10 protein-coding genes, 1 tRNA gene and 3 rRNA genes are annotated in these 18,224 nt (G+C 40.6%); 3 read left to right on the forward strand and 11 right to left on the reverse strand.

Going from position 1 to position 18,224, the window contains the following annotated elements:
• Position 1: 1 nt before the first annotated feature.
• Positions 2 to 1,360: an acyclic terpene utilization AtuA family protein gene (locus tag LKE46_RS12075; RefSeq protein WP_291722579.1), complete on the reverse strand. Its 1,359-nt coding sequence runs from the start codon at positions 1,358 to 1,360 to the stop codon at positions 2 to 4.
• Between the two features lie 169 nt (positions 1,361 to 1,529).
• Positions 1,530 to 3,260: a sigma 54-interacting transcriptional regulator gene (locus tag LKE46_RS12080; protein ID WP_291722581.1), complete on the reverse strand. Its 1,731-nt coding sequence runs from the start codon at positions 3,258 to 3,260 to the stop codon at positions 1,530 to 1,532.
• Positions 3,261 to 3,469: 209 nt separating this feature from the next.
• On the opposite strand from LKE46_RS12080, the gene LKE46_RS12085 reads away from it, so the two are divergent.
• Positions 3,470 to 4,381 (forward strand): DMT family transporter, encoded by a 912-nt coding sequence (locus tag LKE46_RS12085; RefSeq protein WP_291722583.1) that lies wholly within the window; start codon positions 3,470 to 3,472, stop codon positions 4,379 to 4,381.
• 62 nt (positions 4,382 to 4,443) lie between these two features.
• Here LKE46_RS12085 and LKE46_RS12090 read toward each other — a convergent pair.
• The 7 genes from LKE46_RS12090 to LKE46_RS12120 form a co-directional block, all read right to left on the reverse strand.
• Positions 4,444 to 4,518, reverse strand: a tRNA-Asn gene (locus tag LKE46_RS12090).
• A 13-nt stretch (positions 4,519 to 4,531) separates the two neighbouring features.
• Positions 4,532 to 4,648 (reverse strand): 5S ribosomal RNA (rrf, locus tag LKE46_RS12095).
• 63 nt (positions 4,649 to 4,711) lie between these two features.
• Positions 4,712 to 4,876, reverse strand: coding sequence for a hypothetical protein (locus LKE46_RS12100; RefSeq protein WP_291722585.1), 165 nt, complete (start codon positions 4,874 to 4,876; stop codon positions 4,712 to 4,714).
• Positions 4,869 to 7,755: ribosomal RNA gene (locus LKE46_RS12105) — 23S ribosomal RNA — on the reverse strand. Before LKE46_RS12105 ends, LKE46_RS12100 begins: the two co-directional genes overlap by 8 nt.
• A gap of 370 nt (positions 7,756 to 8,125) precedes the next feature.
• Positions 8,126 to 9,635 (reverse strand): 16S ribosomal RNA (locus tag LKE46_RS12110).
• The 16S, 23S and 5S rRNA genes sit together here with 1 tRNA gene alongside, the layout of an rRNA operon.
• Positions 9,636 to 9,914: 279 nt before the next feature.
• On the reverse strand, positions 9,915 to 10,742 hold the full coding sequence (locus LKE46_RS12115) for an undecaprenyl-diphosphate phosphatase (RefSeq protein WP_291725679.1): 828 nt from the start codon (positions 10,740 to 10,742) through the stop codon (positions 9,915 to 9,917).
• A 136-nt stretch (positions 10,743 to 10,878) separates the two neighbouring features.
• On the reverse strand, positions 10,879 to 11,742 hold the full coding sequence (locus LKE46_RS12120; RefSeq protein ID WP_291725680.1) for a DMT family transporter: 864 nt from the start codon (positions 11,740 to 11,742) through the stop codon (positions 10,879 to 10,881).
• Positions 11,743 to 11,891: 149 nt separating this feature from the next.
• Between LKE46_RS12120 and LKE46_RS12125 the strand changes: the two genes are divergently transcribed.
• Both LKE46_RS12125 and LKE46_RS12130 read left to right on the forward strand, forming a co-directional pair.
• Positions 11,892 to 13,241 carry a Mur ligase family protein gene (locus tag LKE46_RS12125; RefSeq protein WP_291725682.1) on the forward strand — a complete coding sequence of 450 codons (1,350 nt, stop codon included), beginning with the start codon at positions 11,892 to 11,894 and terminating at the stop codon, positions 13,239 to 13,241.
• A 19-nt stretch (positions 13,242 to 13,260) separates the two neighbouring features.
• The gene (locus tag LKE46_RS12130) at positions 13,261 to 13,992 is read left to right on the forward strand and encodes a type 1 glutamine amidotransferase (RefSeq protein ID WP_291722587.1); all 732 of its coding nucleotides are present in this window, start codon (positions 13,261 to 13,263) and stop codon (positions 13,990 to 13,992) included.
• Between the two features lie 61 nt (positions 13,993 to 14,053).
• On the opposite strand, the gene LKE46_RS12135 is transcribed toward LKE46_RS12130, so the two are convergent.
• A complete protein-coding gene (locus tag LKE46_RS12135) occupies positions 14,054 to 15,355 on the reverse strand; it encodes an acetyl-CoA hydrolase/transferase family protein (RefSeq protein ID WP_291722590.1) in 1,302 nt (433 codons plus the stop codon).
• Positions 15,356 to 15,505: 150 nt separating this feature from the next.
• Positions 15,506 to 18,103, reverse strand: a complete 2,598-nt coding sequence (clpB, locus tag LKE46_RS12140) for an ATP-dependent chaperone ClpB (protein ID WP_291722593.1) — start codon at positions 18,101 to 18,103, stop codon at positions 15,506 to 15,508.
• Between the last annotated feature and the right edge of the window lie 121 nt (positions 18,104 to 18,224).

The raw sequence follows: 18,224 nt of genomic DNA on the forward strand, positions 1-18,224 counted from the left end.
ACTATTTTACCTCCTCTACATATGCTTCAAGCTTAACTGCATCCCTGGGAATAAGAGTAGGCCACAATGCGAACACTTCTGCAGCCCTGGTTCTACCTCCAAAGAAACAGGATGCCGGCGGTCCATTTAGAATAAACGGAGCAATTTCAGGAGTCAATTTATCAGCTTCTTCTTTTGCCTTTGTTTTTATGGCTATTCTAAGTACAACTTCATTGAGTTCCTGCTTTATTTCTTCTGCAAGTGGTCCATGAAGGGAATTAAGTCCAACAAACTCAATTCTCTTTTCTATGGCATCAAGTCCTTTGTTTGTAAGCCTGTCGTCAAGTATCTGTGCAGCCCTCTTTGCCTTGTCAAGTGCATCAGGCCAGCTGAAAGGCAGATAAGCTACATTTCTGTATCCTTCAGTATATCCAACGCAAAGTTTCAATGTATCAGGTCTTTTATGACCTTTAACACCTTCAACTAAAACCCTGTCCTTTCCTATCTGTTTTAAATTTATTCCGCTAAAATCTGCAACAACATCCGGTGTCAAATATTTTTTTGGATCATGTATCTCATAGAATAACTGTTCTTCTATGGATTCGACAGTTACAAGTCCTCCTGTATCCTTTGTCTTGGTCATTACTATCCTTCCAGGCTCACTTATCTCGGCTATAGGGTATCCCAGATCCTCCGGATGGGGAACATTTCTCCAGTCATAGTCATAATTTCCTCCAGTTGCCTGAGCTCCACACTCCGAAAGATGACCCGTCAAAATACCAGTAGCAAGAGAATCCCAATCTCCATCTTTCCAACCAAGCTCATATTCAAGCGGTGCCAGAAATAGAGCCGTATCTGTAGAACGCCCCACGATTATTATATCTGCTCCACCTTCCAGGCACTCCACTATTGGTTCCGAACCATAGTATACGTTTGCATTTACCATATGAGGCAGAATTGTATCTATGGATTCTCCCGTATCCATATTGTTCATTGATATGCCCTGTTTCCTCAGATCGGGTATTATATCCATAACATCATCACCAAGTACATGTCCTATTTTTAAATTATGGCCCGATTCCTTGACTGCCTGTTTTGCTGCCTCAACTGCAGATTTTACATTCATTCCGCCTGCATTTGTCAAAACCTTTATTCCCTTTTCTTTAACCATTGGAAGCATTTTTTTTAGTGCCTTTATAAAATCTCTGGCATATCCTGCTTCAGGATGACGTTCCTTCTGTCTCTGCATTATAGATAAGGTAAGCTCCGCCAAATAATCACAGGATATATAATCCACATTATCTTTCTGAGCCATTTCAATAGGAGCATCATTCAAATCCCCCCAGAATCCCTGGGCTCCTCCAATTCTTATTGTCTTCATAAATCCACCTTCTTCATAAAATATGTTATTTATCCAGCAATTATATAAACAGCATATTCCATGCCAAAAAATAGTGCCTTCTTCAAGGCACTATAAAATCAGTATTTTAGATTTTCCTGTTCCACATCCGATGTATACTTTGTATACGATTATATACAAAGTATACAAATCATCTAGTATACACATTGGGATCAATGCCATATATCTTCAACTTACGATAAAAGGTTCTCCTGCACATTCCAAGCTTTTTCATGGCATATGTCCTATTTCCATTTGATCTCCTCAATTCATTTATTATTTCCTCCTTTTCAATGCCTGATATAATGTGTTTCAAATTGTCATTTTTATATGCAGCACTGTTTTTACTTGGGGAGGAGCTTTTTATTTCATCCGGTAGATTCCCAACTTCTATAGTATTTCCCTGGCAAATTATAACCGAATATTCAATACAACTTTGAAGTTGTCTGACATTTCCATACCACTTGTTATTTAATAAAATTTTTATAACGTCTTTTGACAATGTCAATCTTTTATTGTACTTATTACAATATAGCTTAAGGAAATGATTTGCGAGAATAATTATATCCTTTCCCCTTTCTCTAAGAGGAGGTATTTTTATCTTAAATGTATTCAATCTAAAATAAAGATCCTCCCTGAATTTTTCCTCTTCAACCATTAATTTTAAATCTCTGTTTGTAGCGGCTATAATTCTTACATCAACTCTGTTGACATTATTGGAACCAATTTTTTGAATTTCACCTGATTGCAGCACCCTAAGAAGCTTTGCCTGCATAAAAAGAGGCATTTCTCCTATTTCGTCCAAAAATATAGTTCCCTTGTCAGCCATTTCAAACTTGCCCTCCTTGCCACCTTTTTGTGCACCAGTAAACGATCCCTGCGAGTATCCAAACAATTCACTTTCAAACAGGCTCTCTGGAATAGCAGAACAATTTATGTTTATAAAAGGGGTCTTCCTCTGCTTATTGGCATTCACTATGGCATTTACCACCACCTCTTTCCCAACTCCGCTTTCGCCCTCAATCAATACAGTGGCGTCTGTAGGCGCCACTATGGAGGCCAGTTTCAAACATTTCACAAATTTCCTGTCACTTCCTATTACATTGGAGAAACTCTCCGGAAAACTATTGTGGGCTTTGATACTATCATTATAGATAATTCCTGTTAACTTCCTTACATTTTTCAATTCCCTGTTCAATATGGATACCTCTGTAATATCTTTAAAAACAGATATTGCACCAAAAAGCTTTCCATCCATAAATATGGGATTTATATTAACTATGATTTCTTTACCTATACTTTTAACTTTAACCAAAGTGTTTATTTTAGGTTTTCCTTCCTCAAGGCTTTTCAGAATAACAGCCCCGGGCTCTATTTCCTTCACAAATTTATTCAGCACTCTATATTTACATACCTTCAAAATTCTTGAATAAGCTTCATTAACATATATTATCTTGGAATTTTTATCAACTATTACAATCCCGTCATGAATCTGGTCTATAGCTGCCAGAAACATATATAATGCATTTTCATTTTTTACAAGTCTTACAAGTTCACAGGAAATAAATCCTACAAGCTTTCCAACCGCATCTACAACATAAATAAAACGATATTTGTTTAGATAATCATCGGCAATAGAAATTTTATATTTAAATAAAGTATCTTTATAATTTAACACATCCACCTTTGCAGCACTAAAATTTTTATCTTCCTTTAAAACGTTGTTTAAATTGTATATATCAGTAATTCCAAGAAATTTGCCCTTACCATCAATCACGGGAAAATATCTATCATGCTTGCTTGACAAGAAATTTCCAATATCATGGATTAAAGTATTTCTATTATAAACAAAGGGTTTCAAAATACTCACTTTTCTATTCATAATATCCTTTACCTTCAAAGAATCACCCCGATAATCAGTAATTAAAAATTAAAATATAATTATTCTAACTACATAATAACATCTTTACAGCAGTTTTTTAAGCAAATACTTTTTTACGTGTAAAAATTATGATTGATTAAGTGCTATTAACTGGTATAATATTATCTGTTTATAAAATTAATAAGACAACAGAATTGCGAGGATAAAAAATGAACAGTGAACTTGTATTAAAATCTAATTCCAGATCAAAAGGAATATATCTTGCAGTAATCTCTTCAATGTTGTGGGGTATATCCGGCCCGACAGCCCAATTCCTCTTCAGCTATAAGGGAATAAGCCCCGAGTGGCTGTCAGAAACAAGGCTTCTGTCAGCCAGTATAATATTGCTGATATTTCTGTATATTAAGAAAGGTAAAAAGATATTTGATATATGGAAATCAAAATACGGGCGTAGAAATCTCATTTTATTTGGTCTATTTGGAATGATAGGTACACAATATGGATATTTTGCAACTATTAAATACTGTAATGCGGCTACAGCAACCATACTTCAATACTTAAATCCAGTAATAATCGTCCTTTATCTGGTAATATCCACTAAAAAACCTCCAAGTTCACGGGAATGTGCATCAATTGTACTTGCACTATTAGGCACATTCCTAATAGTAACCAAGGGCAATATCCACGCCCTCTCCATTTCAAACCTGGCATTATTCTGGGGAATACTGTCAGCTTTTGCCGCTGCATTTTATGTATTGCAGCCTCATTACATTATAAGCAAATGGGGCTGTGATATAGTACTCGGATGGGGAATGTTCATAGGTGGACTGATTTTTTCCTTTATACATCCAATCTGGAAAATTCAGGGCAGTTATACTTTCAGTACAATACTCGGAATCGGCTTTATAATTATATTCGCAACGTTGATTGCATTTTATTGGTTTCTGGCAAGTACAAACTATATAAGCCCGTCAGAAACAAGTTTATTGTCCTGCATCGAACCTCTGTCCTCAACAATTGTTTCCATAGCATGGCTCAACATACCATTTGGAGTATTTGATATCATAGGCGGTATATGTATAATAAGTACTGTATTGATCTTATCTTCAAGAAAAAAATAAAAAGTCAGCTCCAATCAAGGTCTGACTTTTATTTCGCATATTTATCTGGCAAAAAATAAAAATGGCTCCGTGGAGAGGGCTCGAACCTCCAACCCTTCGGTTAACAGCCGAATGCTCAACCATTGAGCTACCACGGAACAATTTATTTAAACCCGGCAGCAACCTACCCTGCCACAGGGCTTCCCCTGCAGTACTCTCGGCACAATGAAGCTTAACCATCCTGTTCAGAATGGGAAGGGGTGTTACCTTCACGTCATAACCACCAGATATTTGACATAAATCATTATCAGCTTCATATCTCTGCGTCAAAGTTCTCACTGCGGTGCTCATTTACGTAAGTAAATTCCGCTCCTCCTTCAAGCTTTTCCTTGATCTATTCGCTGCTAATAATTTATTTACTGTAAACTCTACAGCAAATATTGAAAACATGTGTATTCCATATGGAATACTGCTCTGTTCCCTGAAAATTGCACAGTAAGATGAATGTTTGGTCAAGCCCTCGACCTATTAGTATCAGTCAGCTGAACATGTTGCCATGCTTACACCCCTGACCTATCAACCTCGTGTTCTCCGAGGGGTCTTACCAGCTTACGCTGTGGGAAATCTAATCTTGAGGTGGGCTTCACGCTTAGATGCTTTCAGCGTTTATCCCTTCCCGACATAGCTACCCAGCCATGCTCCTGGCGGAACAACTGGTACACCAGAGGTCAGTCCATCCCGGTCCTCTCGTACTAAGGACAGCTCCTCTCAAATTTCCTACGCCCGCGACGGATAGGGACCGAACTGTCTCACGACGTTCTGAACCCAGCTCGCGTGCCGCTTTAATGGGCGAACAGCCCAACCCTTGGGACCTACTTCAGCCCCAGGATGCGACGAGCCGACATCGAGGTGCCAAACCTCCCCGTCGATGTGAACTCTTGGGGGAGATCAGCCTGTTATCCCCGAGGTAGCTTTTATCCGTTGAGCGATGGCCCTCCCACGAGGTACCACCGGATCACTAAGCCCGACTTTCGTCCCTGCTCCACCTGTATGTGTCGCAGTCAGGCTCCCTTCTGCCTTTGCACTCTTCGAAGGATTTCCGACCCTTCTGAGGGAACCTTTGGGCGCCTCCGTTACTTTTTAGGAGGCGACCGCCCCAGTCAAACTGCCTGCCTAACAATGTCCCGTGACCAGTTTCATGGCCGCCGGTTAGAATTCCAGTACTGTCAGGGTGGTATCCCAACGTTGGCTCCGCCAGGGCTGGCGCCCCGGTTTCCATGCCTCCCACCTATCCTGTACAGACAATACCGAAACTCAATGCTAAACTGCAGTAAAGCTCTACGGGGTCTTTCCGTCCAATCGCGGGTAGCAAGCATCTTCACTTGCACTACAATTTCGCCGGATTTGTTGTCGAGACAGTGCTCAAATCATTACGCCATTCGTGCGGGTCGGAACTTACCCGACAAGGAATTTCGCTACCTTAGGACCGTTATAGTTACGGCCGCCGTTTACTGGGGCTTAAGTTCATACCTTCGCTTGCGCTTAGTATTCCCCTTAACCTTCCAGCACCGGGCAGGCGTCAGCCCCTATACTTCAGCTTTCGCTTTAGCAGAGACCTGTGTTTTTGATAAACAGTTGCTTGAGCCTATTCTCTGCGGCCCCTTTCGGGGCACTCCTTATCCCTAAGTTACGGAGTTAATTTGCCTAGTTCCTTAACAACAATTCTTCCGATGGTCTTAGGATTCTCTCCTCACCTACCTGTGTCGGTTTGCGGTACGGGCACAAACTTGCTCCATAGAGACTTTTCTTGGCAGTGTGAAATCGGATACTTCTCCTTAATTGGATCCCTGTAACACCTCAGCATTGACCGGATGGGTTTTCCTCCCCGGCCTGCCTCAGTGCTTAGACACACATCCAGTAGTGTGCACATCCTATCCTTCTGCGTCATCCCTTCTGTCAAACGCCAGTTTGCGGTATCGGAATATCAACCGATTGTCCATCGCCTACGCCTTTCGGCCTCGGCTTAGGTCCCGACTAACCCTGGGCGGACGAACCTTTCCCAGGAAACCTTAGGTCTTCGACCAATAAGATTCTCACTTATTTCTCGCTACTTATGCCAGCATACTCTCTCCTGTACAGTCCACAGCTCCTTACGGTACTGCTTCTATCCGTACAGGATGCTCCTCTACCACCCTTTCGGGTCCATAGCTTCGGTGGTAAGTTTTAGCCCCGGACATCTTCGGCGCAGGATCTCTCGACTAGTGAGCTGTTACGCACTCTTTGAATGTGTGGCTGCTTCTGAGCCAACATCCTAGTTGTCTTCGAAATCCCACATCCTTTTCCACTTAACTTACACTTTGGGACCTTAGCTGATGATCTGGGCTCTTTCCCTTTTGACCGAGGATCTTATCATTCCCGGTCTGACTGCCGTGATTCAAGTATATGGCATTCGGAGTTTGATAGGGTTCAGTAACTGTTGTCAGCCCCTAGCCCATTCAGTGCTCTACCTCCACTACTCATTCACGACGCTAGCCCTAAAGCTATTTCGAGGAGAACCAGCTATCTCCGAGTTCGATTGGAATTTCTCCGCTATCCACAGCTCATCCCATGGTTTTTCAACACCAACGTGGTTCGGTCCTCCACGGAATTTTACTTCCGCTTCAACCTGGCCATGGATAGGTCACCCGGTTTCGGGTCTACTGCATGCAACTAGACGCCCTTTTAAGACTCGGTTTCCCTTCGGCTCCGCACCTTAAGTGCTTAACCTTGCTGCATACCGTAACTCGCTGGCTCGTTCTACAAAAAGCACATCGTCGCACGTTAAAGTGCTTCGATCGGTTGTGGACACACGGTTTCAGGTTCTCTTTCACTCCCCTTCCGGGGTTCTTTTCACCTTTCCCTCACGGTACTTCTTCTCTATCGGTCACCAGGTAGTATTTAGCCTTAGGAGGTGGTCCTCCCTCTTTCCCACAAGGTTTCTCGTGTCTCGTGGTACTCTGGTACAGACTGGAACTTTTTCAGCTTTCACCTACAGGGCTTTTACCTTCTATGGCGGAGCCTTCCAGCTCTCTTCACTTAACCTATTGTTCTCTCTGTCTGCCCGAACCCCAGAAACAAGTTCCTGGTTTAGGCTCTTTCCCTTTCGCTCGCCGCTACTTGGAAAATCGATTTTTCTTTCTCTTCCTCCGGGTACTTAGATGTTTCAGTTCCCCGGGTTTACCTCTATAAACCTATGAATTCAGTTTACAGTTCAGTGCTTCCACTGTGGGTTTCCCCATTCGGAAATCTTCGGTTCTCAGACTATTTGCGTCTACCCGAAGCTTATCGTAGCTTATCACGTCCTTCGTCGGCTCCTGGTGCCAAGGCATTCACCATGCGCCCTTTGTAGCTTGACCTAAAGAAAATCCATATTAGCTTCGCATTTCATCGTCAAGTCTTTCGCTGTGGTGCTCACTTACACAAGTAAGCTCCGCTCCTCGCTCAAGCCTTTCCTCGAACTGCTTGCTACTATTAATTTTCCACATATATCTACAAAGGTTATTTCATTAACCTCAGCTTTACTTTACTTTCATGAAGTCTTTCGACTTCTCTTTTTTCTTACTGTGCAATTTTCAAGGAACAATTTTGAAGAATATTGAATAACCTGATCCTTCAAAATTAAACAGAATAAAAATTGCTACTAACTCTTGAACATTGAACAAACCATCAATAATCCATGAAAATTCATGAATTTATGGAACAGTGTCCTGTTCCTTTTCTCCTTAGAAAGGAGGTGATCCAGCCGCAGGTTCTCCTACGGCTACCTTGTTACGACTTCACCCCAATCACTAACCCCACCTTCGGCCGCGTCCTCCTAAGTTAGACTACGGACTTCGGGTGTTGCCAGCTCTCATGGTGTGACGGGCGGTGTGTACAAGGCCCGGGAACGTATTCACCGCGACATGCTGATTCGCGATTACTAGCAACTCCAGCTTCATGCAGGCGGGTTTCAGCCTGCAATCCGAACTGAGAGCAGTTTTTGAGTTTGGCTCCTCCTCACGGTCTTGCTTCTCTCTGTTCTGCCCATTGTAGCACGTGTGTCGCCCTGGACATAAGGGGCATGATGATTTGACGTCATCCCCACCTTCCTCCGCGTTAACCGCGGCAGTCTCGTTAGAGTGCTCATCTTTCATGTTAGCAACTAACAACAAGGGTTGCGCTCGTTGCAGGACTTAACCTAACATCTCACGACACGAGCTGACGACAACCATGCACCACCTGTCTCCCTGCCCCGAAAGGCTTCGCCTGTCTCCAGGCTATTCAGGGGATGTCAAGTCCAGGTAAGGTTCTTCGCGTTGCTTCGAATTAAACCACATGCTCCGCTGCTTGTGCGGGCCCCCGTCAATTCCTTTGAGTTTTAATCTTGCGATCGTACTTCCCAGGCGGAGTACTTATTGTGTTTACTGCGGCACAGAAGGGGTCGATACCTCCTACACCTAGTACTCATCGTTTACGGCGTGGACTACCAGGGTATCTAATCCTGTTTGCTACCCACGCTTTCGTGCCTCAGCGTCAGTTACAGTCCAGAGAACCGCCTTCGCCACTGGTGTTCTTCCTAATCTCTACGCATTTCACCGCTACACTAGGAATTCCGTTCTCCTCTCCTGCACTCCAGATATCCAGTTTGAAATGCAGCTCCCAGGTTAAGCCCGGGTATTTCACATCTCACTTAAACATCCGCCTACGCACCCTTTACGCCCAGTAATTCCGGACAACGCTCGCCACCTACGTATTACCGCGGCTGCTGGCACGTAGTTAGCCGTGGCTTCCTCTTCTGGTACCGTCATTATCGTCCCAGAAGACAGAGCTTTACAATCCGAAGACCTTCATCACTCACGCGGCGTTGCTGCATCAGGCTTTCGCCCATTGTGCAATATTCCCCACTGCTGCCTCCCGTAGGAGTCTGGACCGTATCTCAGTTCCAATGTGGCCGATCACCCTCTCAGGTCGGCTACGCATCGTTGCCTTGGTAGGCTTCTACCCCACCAACTAGCTAATGCGCCGCGGGTCCATCTCAAAGCGGATTTCTCCTTTTATCCTGAATTCATGCGAATTCAGGTCTTATGCGGTATTAATCTCCCTTTCGGGAGGCTATCCCCCTCTTTGAGGCAGGTTACCCACGTGTTACTCACCCGTCCGCCGCTAAGTCTCCCCCGAAGGGGTTCCTTCGCTCGACTTGCATGTGTTAGGCACGCCGCCAGCGTTCGTCCTGAGCCAGGATCAAACTCTCAATTTAAAAGTTTGTCTCTACTCATTACTGTTTTACTTTACTGCATCTCTGCAGCTCAAAAAATTGCTGGTTTATTTCTTCAAGTTTTCACTTGTTTCTATTCTGTTTAATTTTCAAGGATCATGTCTCTTCTTTCGCCGCCTCTTTGGACAGCTTTTATAGTATATCACGTTATTTTGACTCTGTCAATACTTTTTTAAGTAGACAAGCTATTTTCTAACACGACAACGTTATTTATACTAGCAGATTATTGTCCATATGTCAATAAGAAATTTTAAAAAATATTCAATAAGTCACTATTACATGACTGAAAGCCAGGACAAGTACTACTATGCCAATAAATATTCTATATATGGCGAAAACTCTCATGGGCTTTCTTTTCAAAAAGCCTATAAACTTGTCAACAACTATCAATGCAACTATGAATGAAACTACAAAACCTATTACTAGGGCTATTATTTCAGGGGCGGTCATGGTTATCTTGACTTTCAAAAGCGAATATCCCGTAGCAGCTATCATTGTAGGTATTGCAAGGATAAAAGAAAATTCAGCTGCAGCTACATTTGTAAGTCCGCTTACCCATGCACCCATTATTGTAGATGCAGACCTAGACATTCCCGGCCAGAGCGATATACACTGAAAACACCCTATTTTAAAGGCCTGTTTTACATTTACATTTTCAATCTGGTTTGTCTTGTTGCCCCTCCTGTACTTGTTTTCCATGAATATCATGAGAAATCCACCGAATACAAGTGCAAAGGCAACGGTTATGGGATTGAACAGTTTTTTCTGTATCATGTCATTGAACAGAACTCCGATTACAGCTGCAGGTACAAAGGCCACAAATATATTGAACCAGAGCTTGAATCCCCATTTGCCTGGTGCAAGATTCTTAAGAGATCCCGATATCTTGTTCCAGTAAAGTACAAGTATTGCAAGTATTGCTCCAAGCTGGATTACAATCTCAAACATGTCCACATAAGCTTTTCTATAAAGTGGATATTGAAAATCAATCAGATTACCTACTATTATCATATGTCCTGTAGAAGATATTGGCAAAAATTCAGTGATTCCTTCCACAATCCCGATTATGACTGCCTTTACCATAAGCATTAACTCTACTACACTCACTTGTTTCAACTCTCTCTCTATAATTTTTTTAATTATAACTTTTAACAACAATTTTTATTATACTATCATAGGTGCATATTACACAATAAACATATTATTAATAAACTGTTATATAATTCTATTTTCTCTGGGTAATAATATAAACTGAACATAAAATCATCAACGCCCCTATAATTTGAGCCATATATACTCTTTCCTTCAGAACAATACTTGATATGATAATGGAGGCCGGTATTTCCAGATTTCCTATTATTGAGGTCTTGACCGCCCCTATGTATTTTATCGAGGCATACAGAAGAGTCAGCGGTATTACATCAGTTACAACTGCAAGCAGAATTATATAAAGTATACCCTTCATGTTAATTTTATCTTCCAGCAAAAAATAAGGCGGTCTGTATATAACCAGAGTTATCAAAGAAAATAATGTTGAATAAGCATTTATAGTCATGGAATAAATGTTCTGAAGATTTTTTTCACTGTACAAATTCATAAAGGCATAGAATACGGCGCTCAAAAGTCCGAATATTATTCCCTTGAATGTATAATCCACACTTCCATTGAATACATTCAACCCAAGAACACATCCTGCAAAGGACAAAATTACAGCCATCATCTTTTGAAATGTAATTTTCTGGTTTCTAAAAATAATGGAATATATTAAAATCATTATTGGGTATGTAAACAGGAGTATGGTTACCATGGCAACACTTAAGTATTTGAAGGCCTCATAATAAAACAGTGTCATAAGTGTAGTGCCGAATATGCCAAGAACAGCCAGATGAAATACCTGCGTCCTTTTTATATACAGTGCCTCTCTGTTTCTTGCAAATATCAATGCAAACATTAGAATGACAGCCGCAATATATTGGACTATCAATATATCAATGGAATCAAGTCCTACCTTGTATGCAAGCTTTACAAATATTCCGGCCGATCCGAACATGATTGCGGCCACTATAGAATAAATATATCCCCGTTTCAGTTAAATCACATCCTTATCCTGACTAATTGTACCATATATTTTTTATTGTTTACAAACCAACTTTTTGATGTAAAATTTGTCATATTGTATTATAATATTTAAGAGTTAAAAATAGAAGCTTCTGTTTTTAAATAAAGGTGGTGTGAAAAATTAACATAAAATCTTTTTTCAGTATTATAGTTTCAAAGTTAATAATAAAACTGTCAAAATCCCTGTTCAAGGGCGGAAGTAATTTCCCCGGCAGAATTGCATTGAAACTAGATGGAAATATTTTGAAAACCCTCTGTAAAAACTACGATGTCATAGTCGTCACAGGTACAAATGGTAAAACCACCACTACAAGCATGATATACAATATGTTAAAAGACAGTGGAAAACATGTAATAACAAATAACACCGGTGCAAATATGCTTCCGGGTATAGTTTCCTGTTTTGTAGAAAATTTTTCTTTTCAAAAATGCAGCAAAACAAATTATGCAGTCATAGAATGTGATGAAGCCAATCTCACCCTTCTGACTGACTATGTAACACCCGAAGTAATTGCAATCACGAATCTATTCAGAGATCAGTTGGACAGGTATGGGGAAGTGTATACCACCCTGAATAAAATTTTGGACGGCATAAAGAAAGTACCTATTTCAAATTTGGTATTAAATGGGGATGAACCCCTTCTGGGCGATATGAATGTTCAAAACAGGACAGTATACTATGGCTTCAAATGCAGTTTGAATAAAAGCAAAAAAGTTGATATAAATGCAGACTCAAAATTCTGTAAAAAATGCAAACATCCATATAAATACAATTTCATAACCTACAGTCATCTGGGGGATTTCTACTGTGACAACTGCGGTTATAAAAGGCCGGATCTTGACTATGCACTTGAAGAAATCAAAAGCAAAACTCAGGATGGTTCCCTTGTATCAATAGACGGCAAGGAATACTATATAAATCAGCCCGGAGCATACAACATGTATAACGCACTGTGTGCCTACGCAGTTGCAAGAGTATGCAGCATACCTACCTCTTCAATTCACGTTTCACTGGAAAACCAGAAAAGCAGTTTCGGAAGACAGGAAATTATAGAAGTGGAACAGAAAGAAGTGAAAATAATACTTGTAAAAAACCCTGCAGGCTACAATGAGGCTATAAACAGCATTGCACTGGACAGAAGGCCCTTCAATCTCGGCGTACTTTTAAACGACAACTATGCAGATGGAAGGGACGTATCATGGATATGGGATGTAAATTTTGAAAATCTGTCATCTCTCAATATAAACAACATATTTATTTCAGGTATACGGCTTTATGATATGGCAATACGGCTTAAGGTTGCCGGACTTGATGAAAAAAAATTCATACTGTGCATGGACTTCAGAAAACTCACCGAAGAAATAAAAAACTGCAGGGAAAACAGAATATACGTGCTTGCAACCTATACTTCAATGATCGGCTTCAGGAAATATCTCAACTCAAAGGGATACATAAAAAAGTTATGGTAAATTAAAGAGGTGTTTTATTATGGAACTTAACATATGTCATCTATATCCGGATCTATTAAACGTATATGGTGATCTTGGCAATATAAGAATATTGAAATACAGGGCCGAAAAGAGAGGCATAAAAGTAAATATCAAAAATATATCGCTTGGAGACCCTTTTGAGTGGGAAGACTATGATATAGTCTTCTTTGGCGGGGGACAGGATTATGAACAATCCATAGTATCCGAAGATCTTATAAAAAACAAAAAAACAGGAATAGAGAAATATATCGAAACAGGCAGGGTATTCCTATCAATATGCGGCGGCTATCAGCTTCTTGGAAAATATTACACTACTCCCGACGGCAAAAAACTGTCCGGTCTGGGTGTAATAGATATATACACAGAAGGCGGCAAAAAGAGATTCATAGGAAATACTGTGATACACAATGATCAGTTCAATGAAACCTATGTTGGTTTTGAAAATCATTCCGGCAGAACCTATATAGGAAATCTGAAACCCCTTGGAAGGGTAATCAAAGGGTACGGCAACAACGGAGAAGACGGATATGAGGGCTGTGTATACAAGAACTGCTTCGGTACGTATTTTCACGGTTCACTGCTGTCCAAAAATCCTGAGCTGTCAGACAGATTCATAAAATTGGCCCTGTTCAGAAAATATAATAAACAGATAGATCTGGAACCTCTGGATGACAGCCTCGAGATAAATGCAAAAAAGTTCATAGTACGTAGAGAAACCAGTTCAAAATAAAAAGAGCTGTTCCCAAACTTGTTTTGGGGCAGTTCTTTTTGTAGAAGCATTTCACTTGATTTTAAAATTTATGCTTGAATCTGTTTTCAAATTCAGCTATCAAACCATCTCTGAAATCAGGATGTGCAATTTTTATAAGTTCTCTTGCCCTCTGTTCCAGTGTTTTGCCTCTGAGCTGGGCTATACCATATTCTGTTATTACGTAATGTACGTCATTTCTTGAAGTAGTTACAGCTGCTCCTTTGTTCAGGAACGGAACTATTCTTGAAACTTTTCCATGTGCTGCAGTAGATGGTATTGCAATAATTGATATTCCACCTTCAGCCATGCTTGCACCTCTTGTGAAGTCAATCTGTCCGCCTACTCCGCTTATCTGCCTCAAACCTATGCTCTCGGAGCATATCTGACCCATAAGATCTATTTCCACACAGGAATTTATACATACCATCTTGTAATTTTTCTTTATAACTTCAGGATTGTTTACATAATCAACAGGCCAGGATTCCACCATAGGATTGTTGTCTACAAAATCATACAGCCTCTTTGTTCCCATAAGGAATGTTACAACTATCTTTCCTGGATGAAGTGTCTTTTTCTTGTTTGTAATTACTCCTGCCTCGACCAGCTCCACAACACCGTCGGATATCATCTCGGAATGTATTCCCAGGTCCTTTTTATCCTTTAAAAACAAAAGTACCGCATCAGGTATTGCACCAATTCCAAGCTGGAGGGTAGCCCCATCTTCTATAAGCGATGCACAGTAACTTCCTATTTTCTTCTCCACTTCCCCTATTTTAGAGGGCTGGAGTTCAGCTACAGGCCGCGAACTCTCAACTATGTAGTCAATGTCAGAAATGTGTATGAAGTTGTTTCCAAGAACTCTAGGCATATTTTCATTCACTTCTGCAATTACAAGCTTTGCACATTCTGCTCCTGCATGTATGTAATCGTTGGATACTCCATAGCTGCAGAAACCATGTTCATCAGGTTTGCTGACTTCAATAAGTGCAACATCTGCAGGAATATAACCTTCTTTGAACAATCTTGGTATTTCACTGAAAAAAACCGGAATAAATCCGCTTCTTCCTTCGGCAATTGCCTCACTTGTACCCTTTCCAGTAAAAAATGCATTGTCATGGATGTACTTCTCCACTCCTCTGTCATCATACCTTGTTTCGCCTTTAGTTATCATATGATATAACTCCACATTTTTGTACTTTTCTTTATTATCAACTAAAGCATTGAGAAGCACCTGTGGTTCAGCACATGCGTGTCCAAATACAACTCTGTCTCCAGATTTTATATGTGATACTGCCTCATCTGCACTGACAACCTTACTCTTATACAGCTCATCATAACTCATAAAAATCATCCTTTCAAAAGTTAAGTTTGTTAAAAAAACTACAATTATAGGCAAATATACCTTTTAATATTTAATATTATAGCAGTGAACGTATTCAAAATCAATAGGTATTTTCCTCACAAAAGATAATAAGCCGCATACTGCGGCCTATTACATTACTGTTATTTTAAACTCTCCATCCTCAAAATCCACCTTTACACCGGAGCCTTCCTGAATATCTCCATTTATTATTTTCTTGGCGATATTTGTTTCAAGAGTATTCTCTATATACCTTTTAAGCGGTCTTGCACCATACACCGGGTCATATCCTTCTCTTGCCATGGTTTCCTTTGCAGCATCACTTATATCGATTGATATATTCTTGTCCCCGAGTCTGTTTTTTATATCTTCAAGGAATATGTCAATTATTGATTTTATTTCCTCTGTATCAAGAGGTTTAAACATTATTATATCATCAAGCCTGTTTAAAAATTCCGGTTTGAACCTGGATTTCATCTCATTCATGACTTTTTGCCTTACATCACTGTCTATACTGTGACTTCCGCTGTTTTCAAGAAGATAGCTACTTCCTATATTGGATGTCATGATTATAATACAATTCTTGAAATCCACAACCTTTCCCTGATTGTCGGTGAGCCTTCCATCATCAAGTATCTGGAGAAAAATATTGAATACATCATCGTGTGCCTTTTCAATTTCATCAAACAATATTACACTGTACGGCTTTCTCCTGACGGCTTCAGTGAGCTGCCCTCCTTCCTCATATCCAACATATCCGGGAGGAGCTCCTATGAGCCTTGATACTGAATATTTCTCCATATATTCAGACATGTCTATTCTTATTATATTCTCTTCACTGTCGAACAACGTTCTTGCAAGAGTTTTGGCTAGTTCGGTCTTTCCTACACCTGTAGGCCCCAGAAATATGAATGACCCTATAGGTCTCTTTGGGTCTTTCATGCCCGCTCTTGCCCTTATTACAGCATTTGAAACTGCAGTTACCGCATCCTTTTGTCCTATTACCCTCTTTGAAAGCTCATCTTCCAGTTTAACAAGCTTCTGTCTTTCGCCTTCCACAAGTTTGGAAACAGGTATTCCGGTCCATTTTGAAATTATCTCTGATATTTCCTGTTCCGTTACTTCCTCTTTCAGCATGGAACTGCCATTGTCCTTCTTTATGAGCTTTTCCTTTTCCTCTATCTTTTTCTGAAGATCCGGAATAACTCCATATTTCAACTCTGCAACCTTGTTCAGGTCATATTCCCTCTCAGCCTTTTCAATCTGGCCCTTTGCCTCATCAAGCTTCTCCTTCAGATCTCTGACTCCGGTTATTGCACTCTTTTCCTTCTCATATTTTGCAGTAAGCTGCTTATCCTTGTCCTGCAGATTGCTCAATTCATTTTCAAGGTATTTGAGTCTGTCCTGTGAGGATTTGTCATGCTCCTTTGAAAGTGCCTCCTTCTCAATTTTAAGCTGGAATATCTTTCTCTTTATAGTGTCCATCTCAGTAGGCATGCTGTCAATTTCAGTCCTTATCATGGCACAGGCCTCATCGATGAGATCTATAGCCTTATCCGGAAGATATCTGTCCGTTATATATCTGTCTGAAAGCCTGGCAGCTGCAACTATGGCAGAATCATGTATCCTTATTCCATGATATATCTCGAATTTTTCCTTCAATCCCCTGAGGATTGAAATTGAATCCTCCACGGAAGGTTCATCTATAATTACAGGCTGGAATCTTCTCTCAAGCGCCTTATCCTTTTCTATATACTTTCTGTATTCATCAAAAGTGGTGGCACCTATGCAGTGAAGTTCTCCTCTCGCAAGCATTGGCTTTATGAGGTTTCCTGCATCCATGGAACCTTCTGTCTTGCCTGCTCCCACTATATTGTGTATTTCATCTATGAAGAGCACAATTCTGCCCTGGCTTTTTTCCACTTCCTTGAGTACAGCCTTGAGTCTCTCTTCAAATTCACCCCTGAACTTGGCACCTGCAATAAGTGCACCAAGGTCGAGTGAAAATATTATTTTGTCCTTTAATCCCTCAGGTACATCTCCCCTGACTATTCTCTCCGCCAATCCTTCGATTATAGCTGTTTTCCCCACACCTGGATCACCTATGAGAACAGGGTTGTTTTTTGTTCTCCTTGAAAGTATCCTGACTACCCTTCTGATTTCTTCGTCTCTTCCTATTACAGGGTCCAATTTATGCTTCTTGGCTTCCTCAACTAAATTTCTGCCGTACTTTACAAGTGCTTCATAAGTACCTTCCGGGTCCTGTGTATCCACTGTCTGATTTCCCCTTACCTTGTACAGCACCTCCAGAAAGCTGTTTTTATTTACATTGAATTTTCTCAACATACCATCTACATCGCTTGAGTGTACTTCCATAATCCCAAGCATGACATGTTCTACACTTATATAGGAATCCTTGAACTTCCTGGCTGTTTTCTCAGCCTCAACAAGCACCTGTTCAAATCTTCTAGTAACATAAACAGAAGATTTCTGTGCCGCCTCTCCCATTACTTTCGGCATCTTGTTCAAAATGGACTCCGTCTCTCTTCTCATTGATTCAATATTTACTCCCATTTTTTGAAATATATTGGGAATTAATCCGTCTTCCTCGGAAATTACTGCAGAAAACAGATGTATGGTGTCAACCTGCTGGTGATTATGTCTCACAGCTGTAAGCTGTGCTTCATTCAAGCACTGCTGAACTTTTACAGTAAGTTTATCTATATTCATCTTCACGGCCTCCTTTTTGACCTTCTTTGACCTTAACTAGATAATATTATTATATTTCCATTTATTCAACCTTTGTATCTGGCTGAATTTTTCAATTCAAGTCGCAAATTCGGTATTACAG

The organism is Clostridium sp., assembly GCF_022482905.1.
Lineage (GTDB): Bacteria > Bacillota > Clostridia > Clostridiales > Clostridiaceae > Clostridium_B.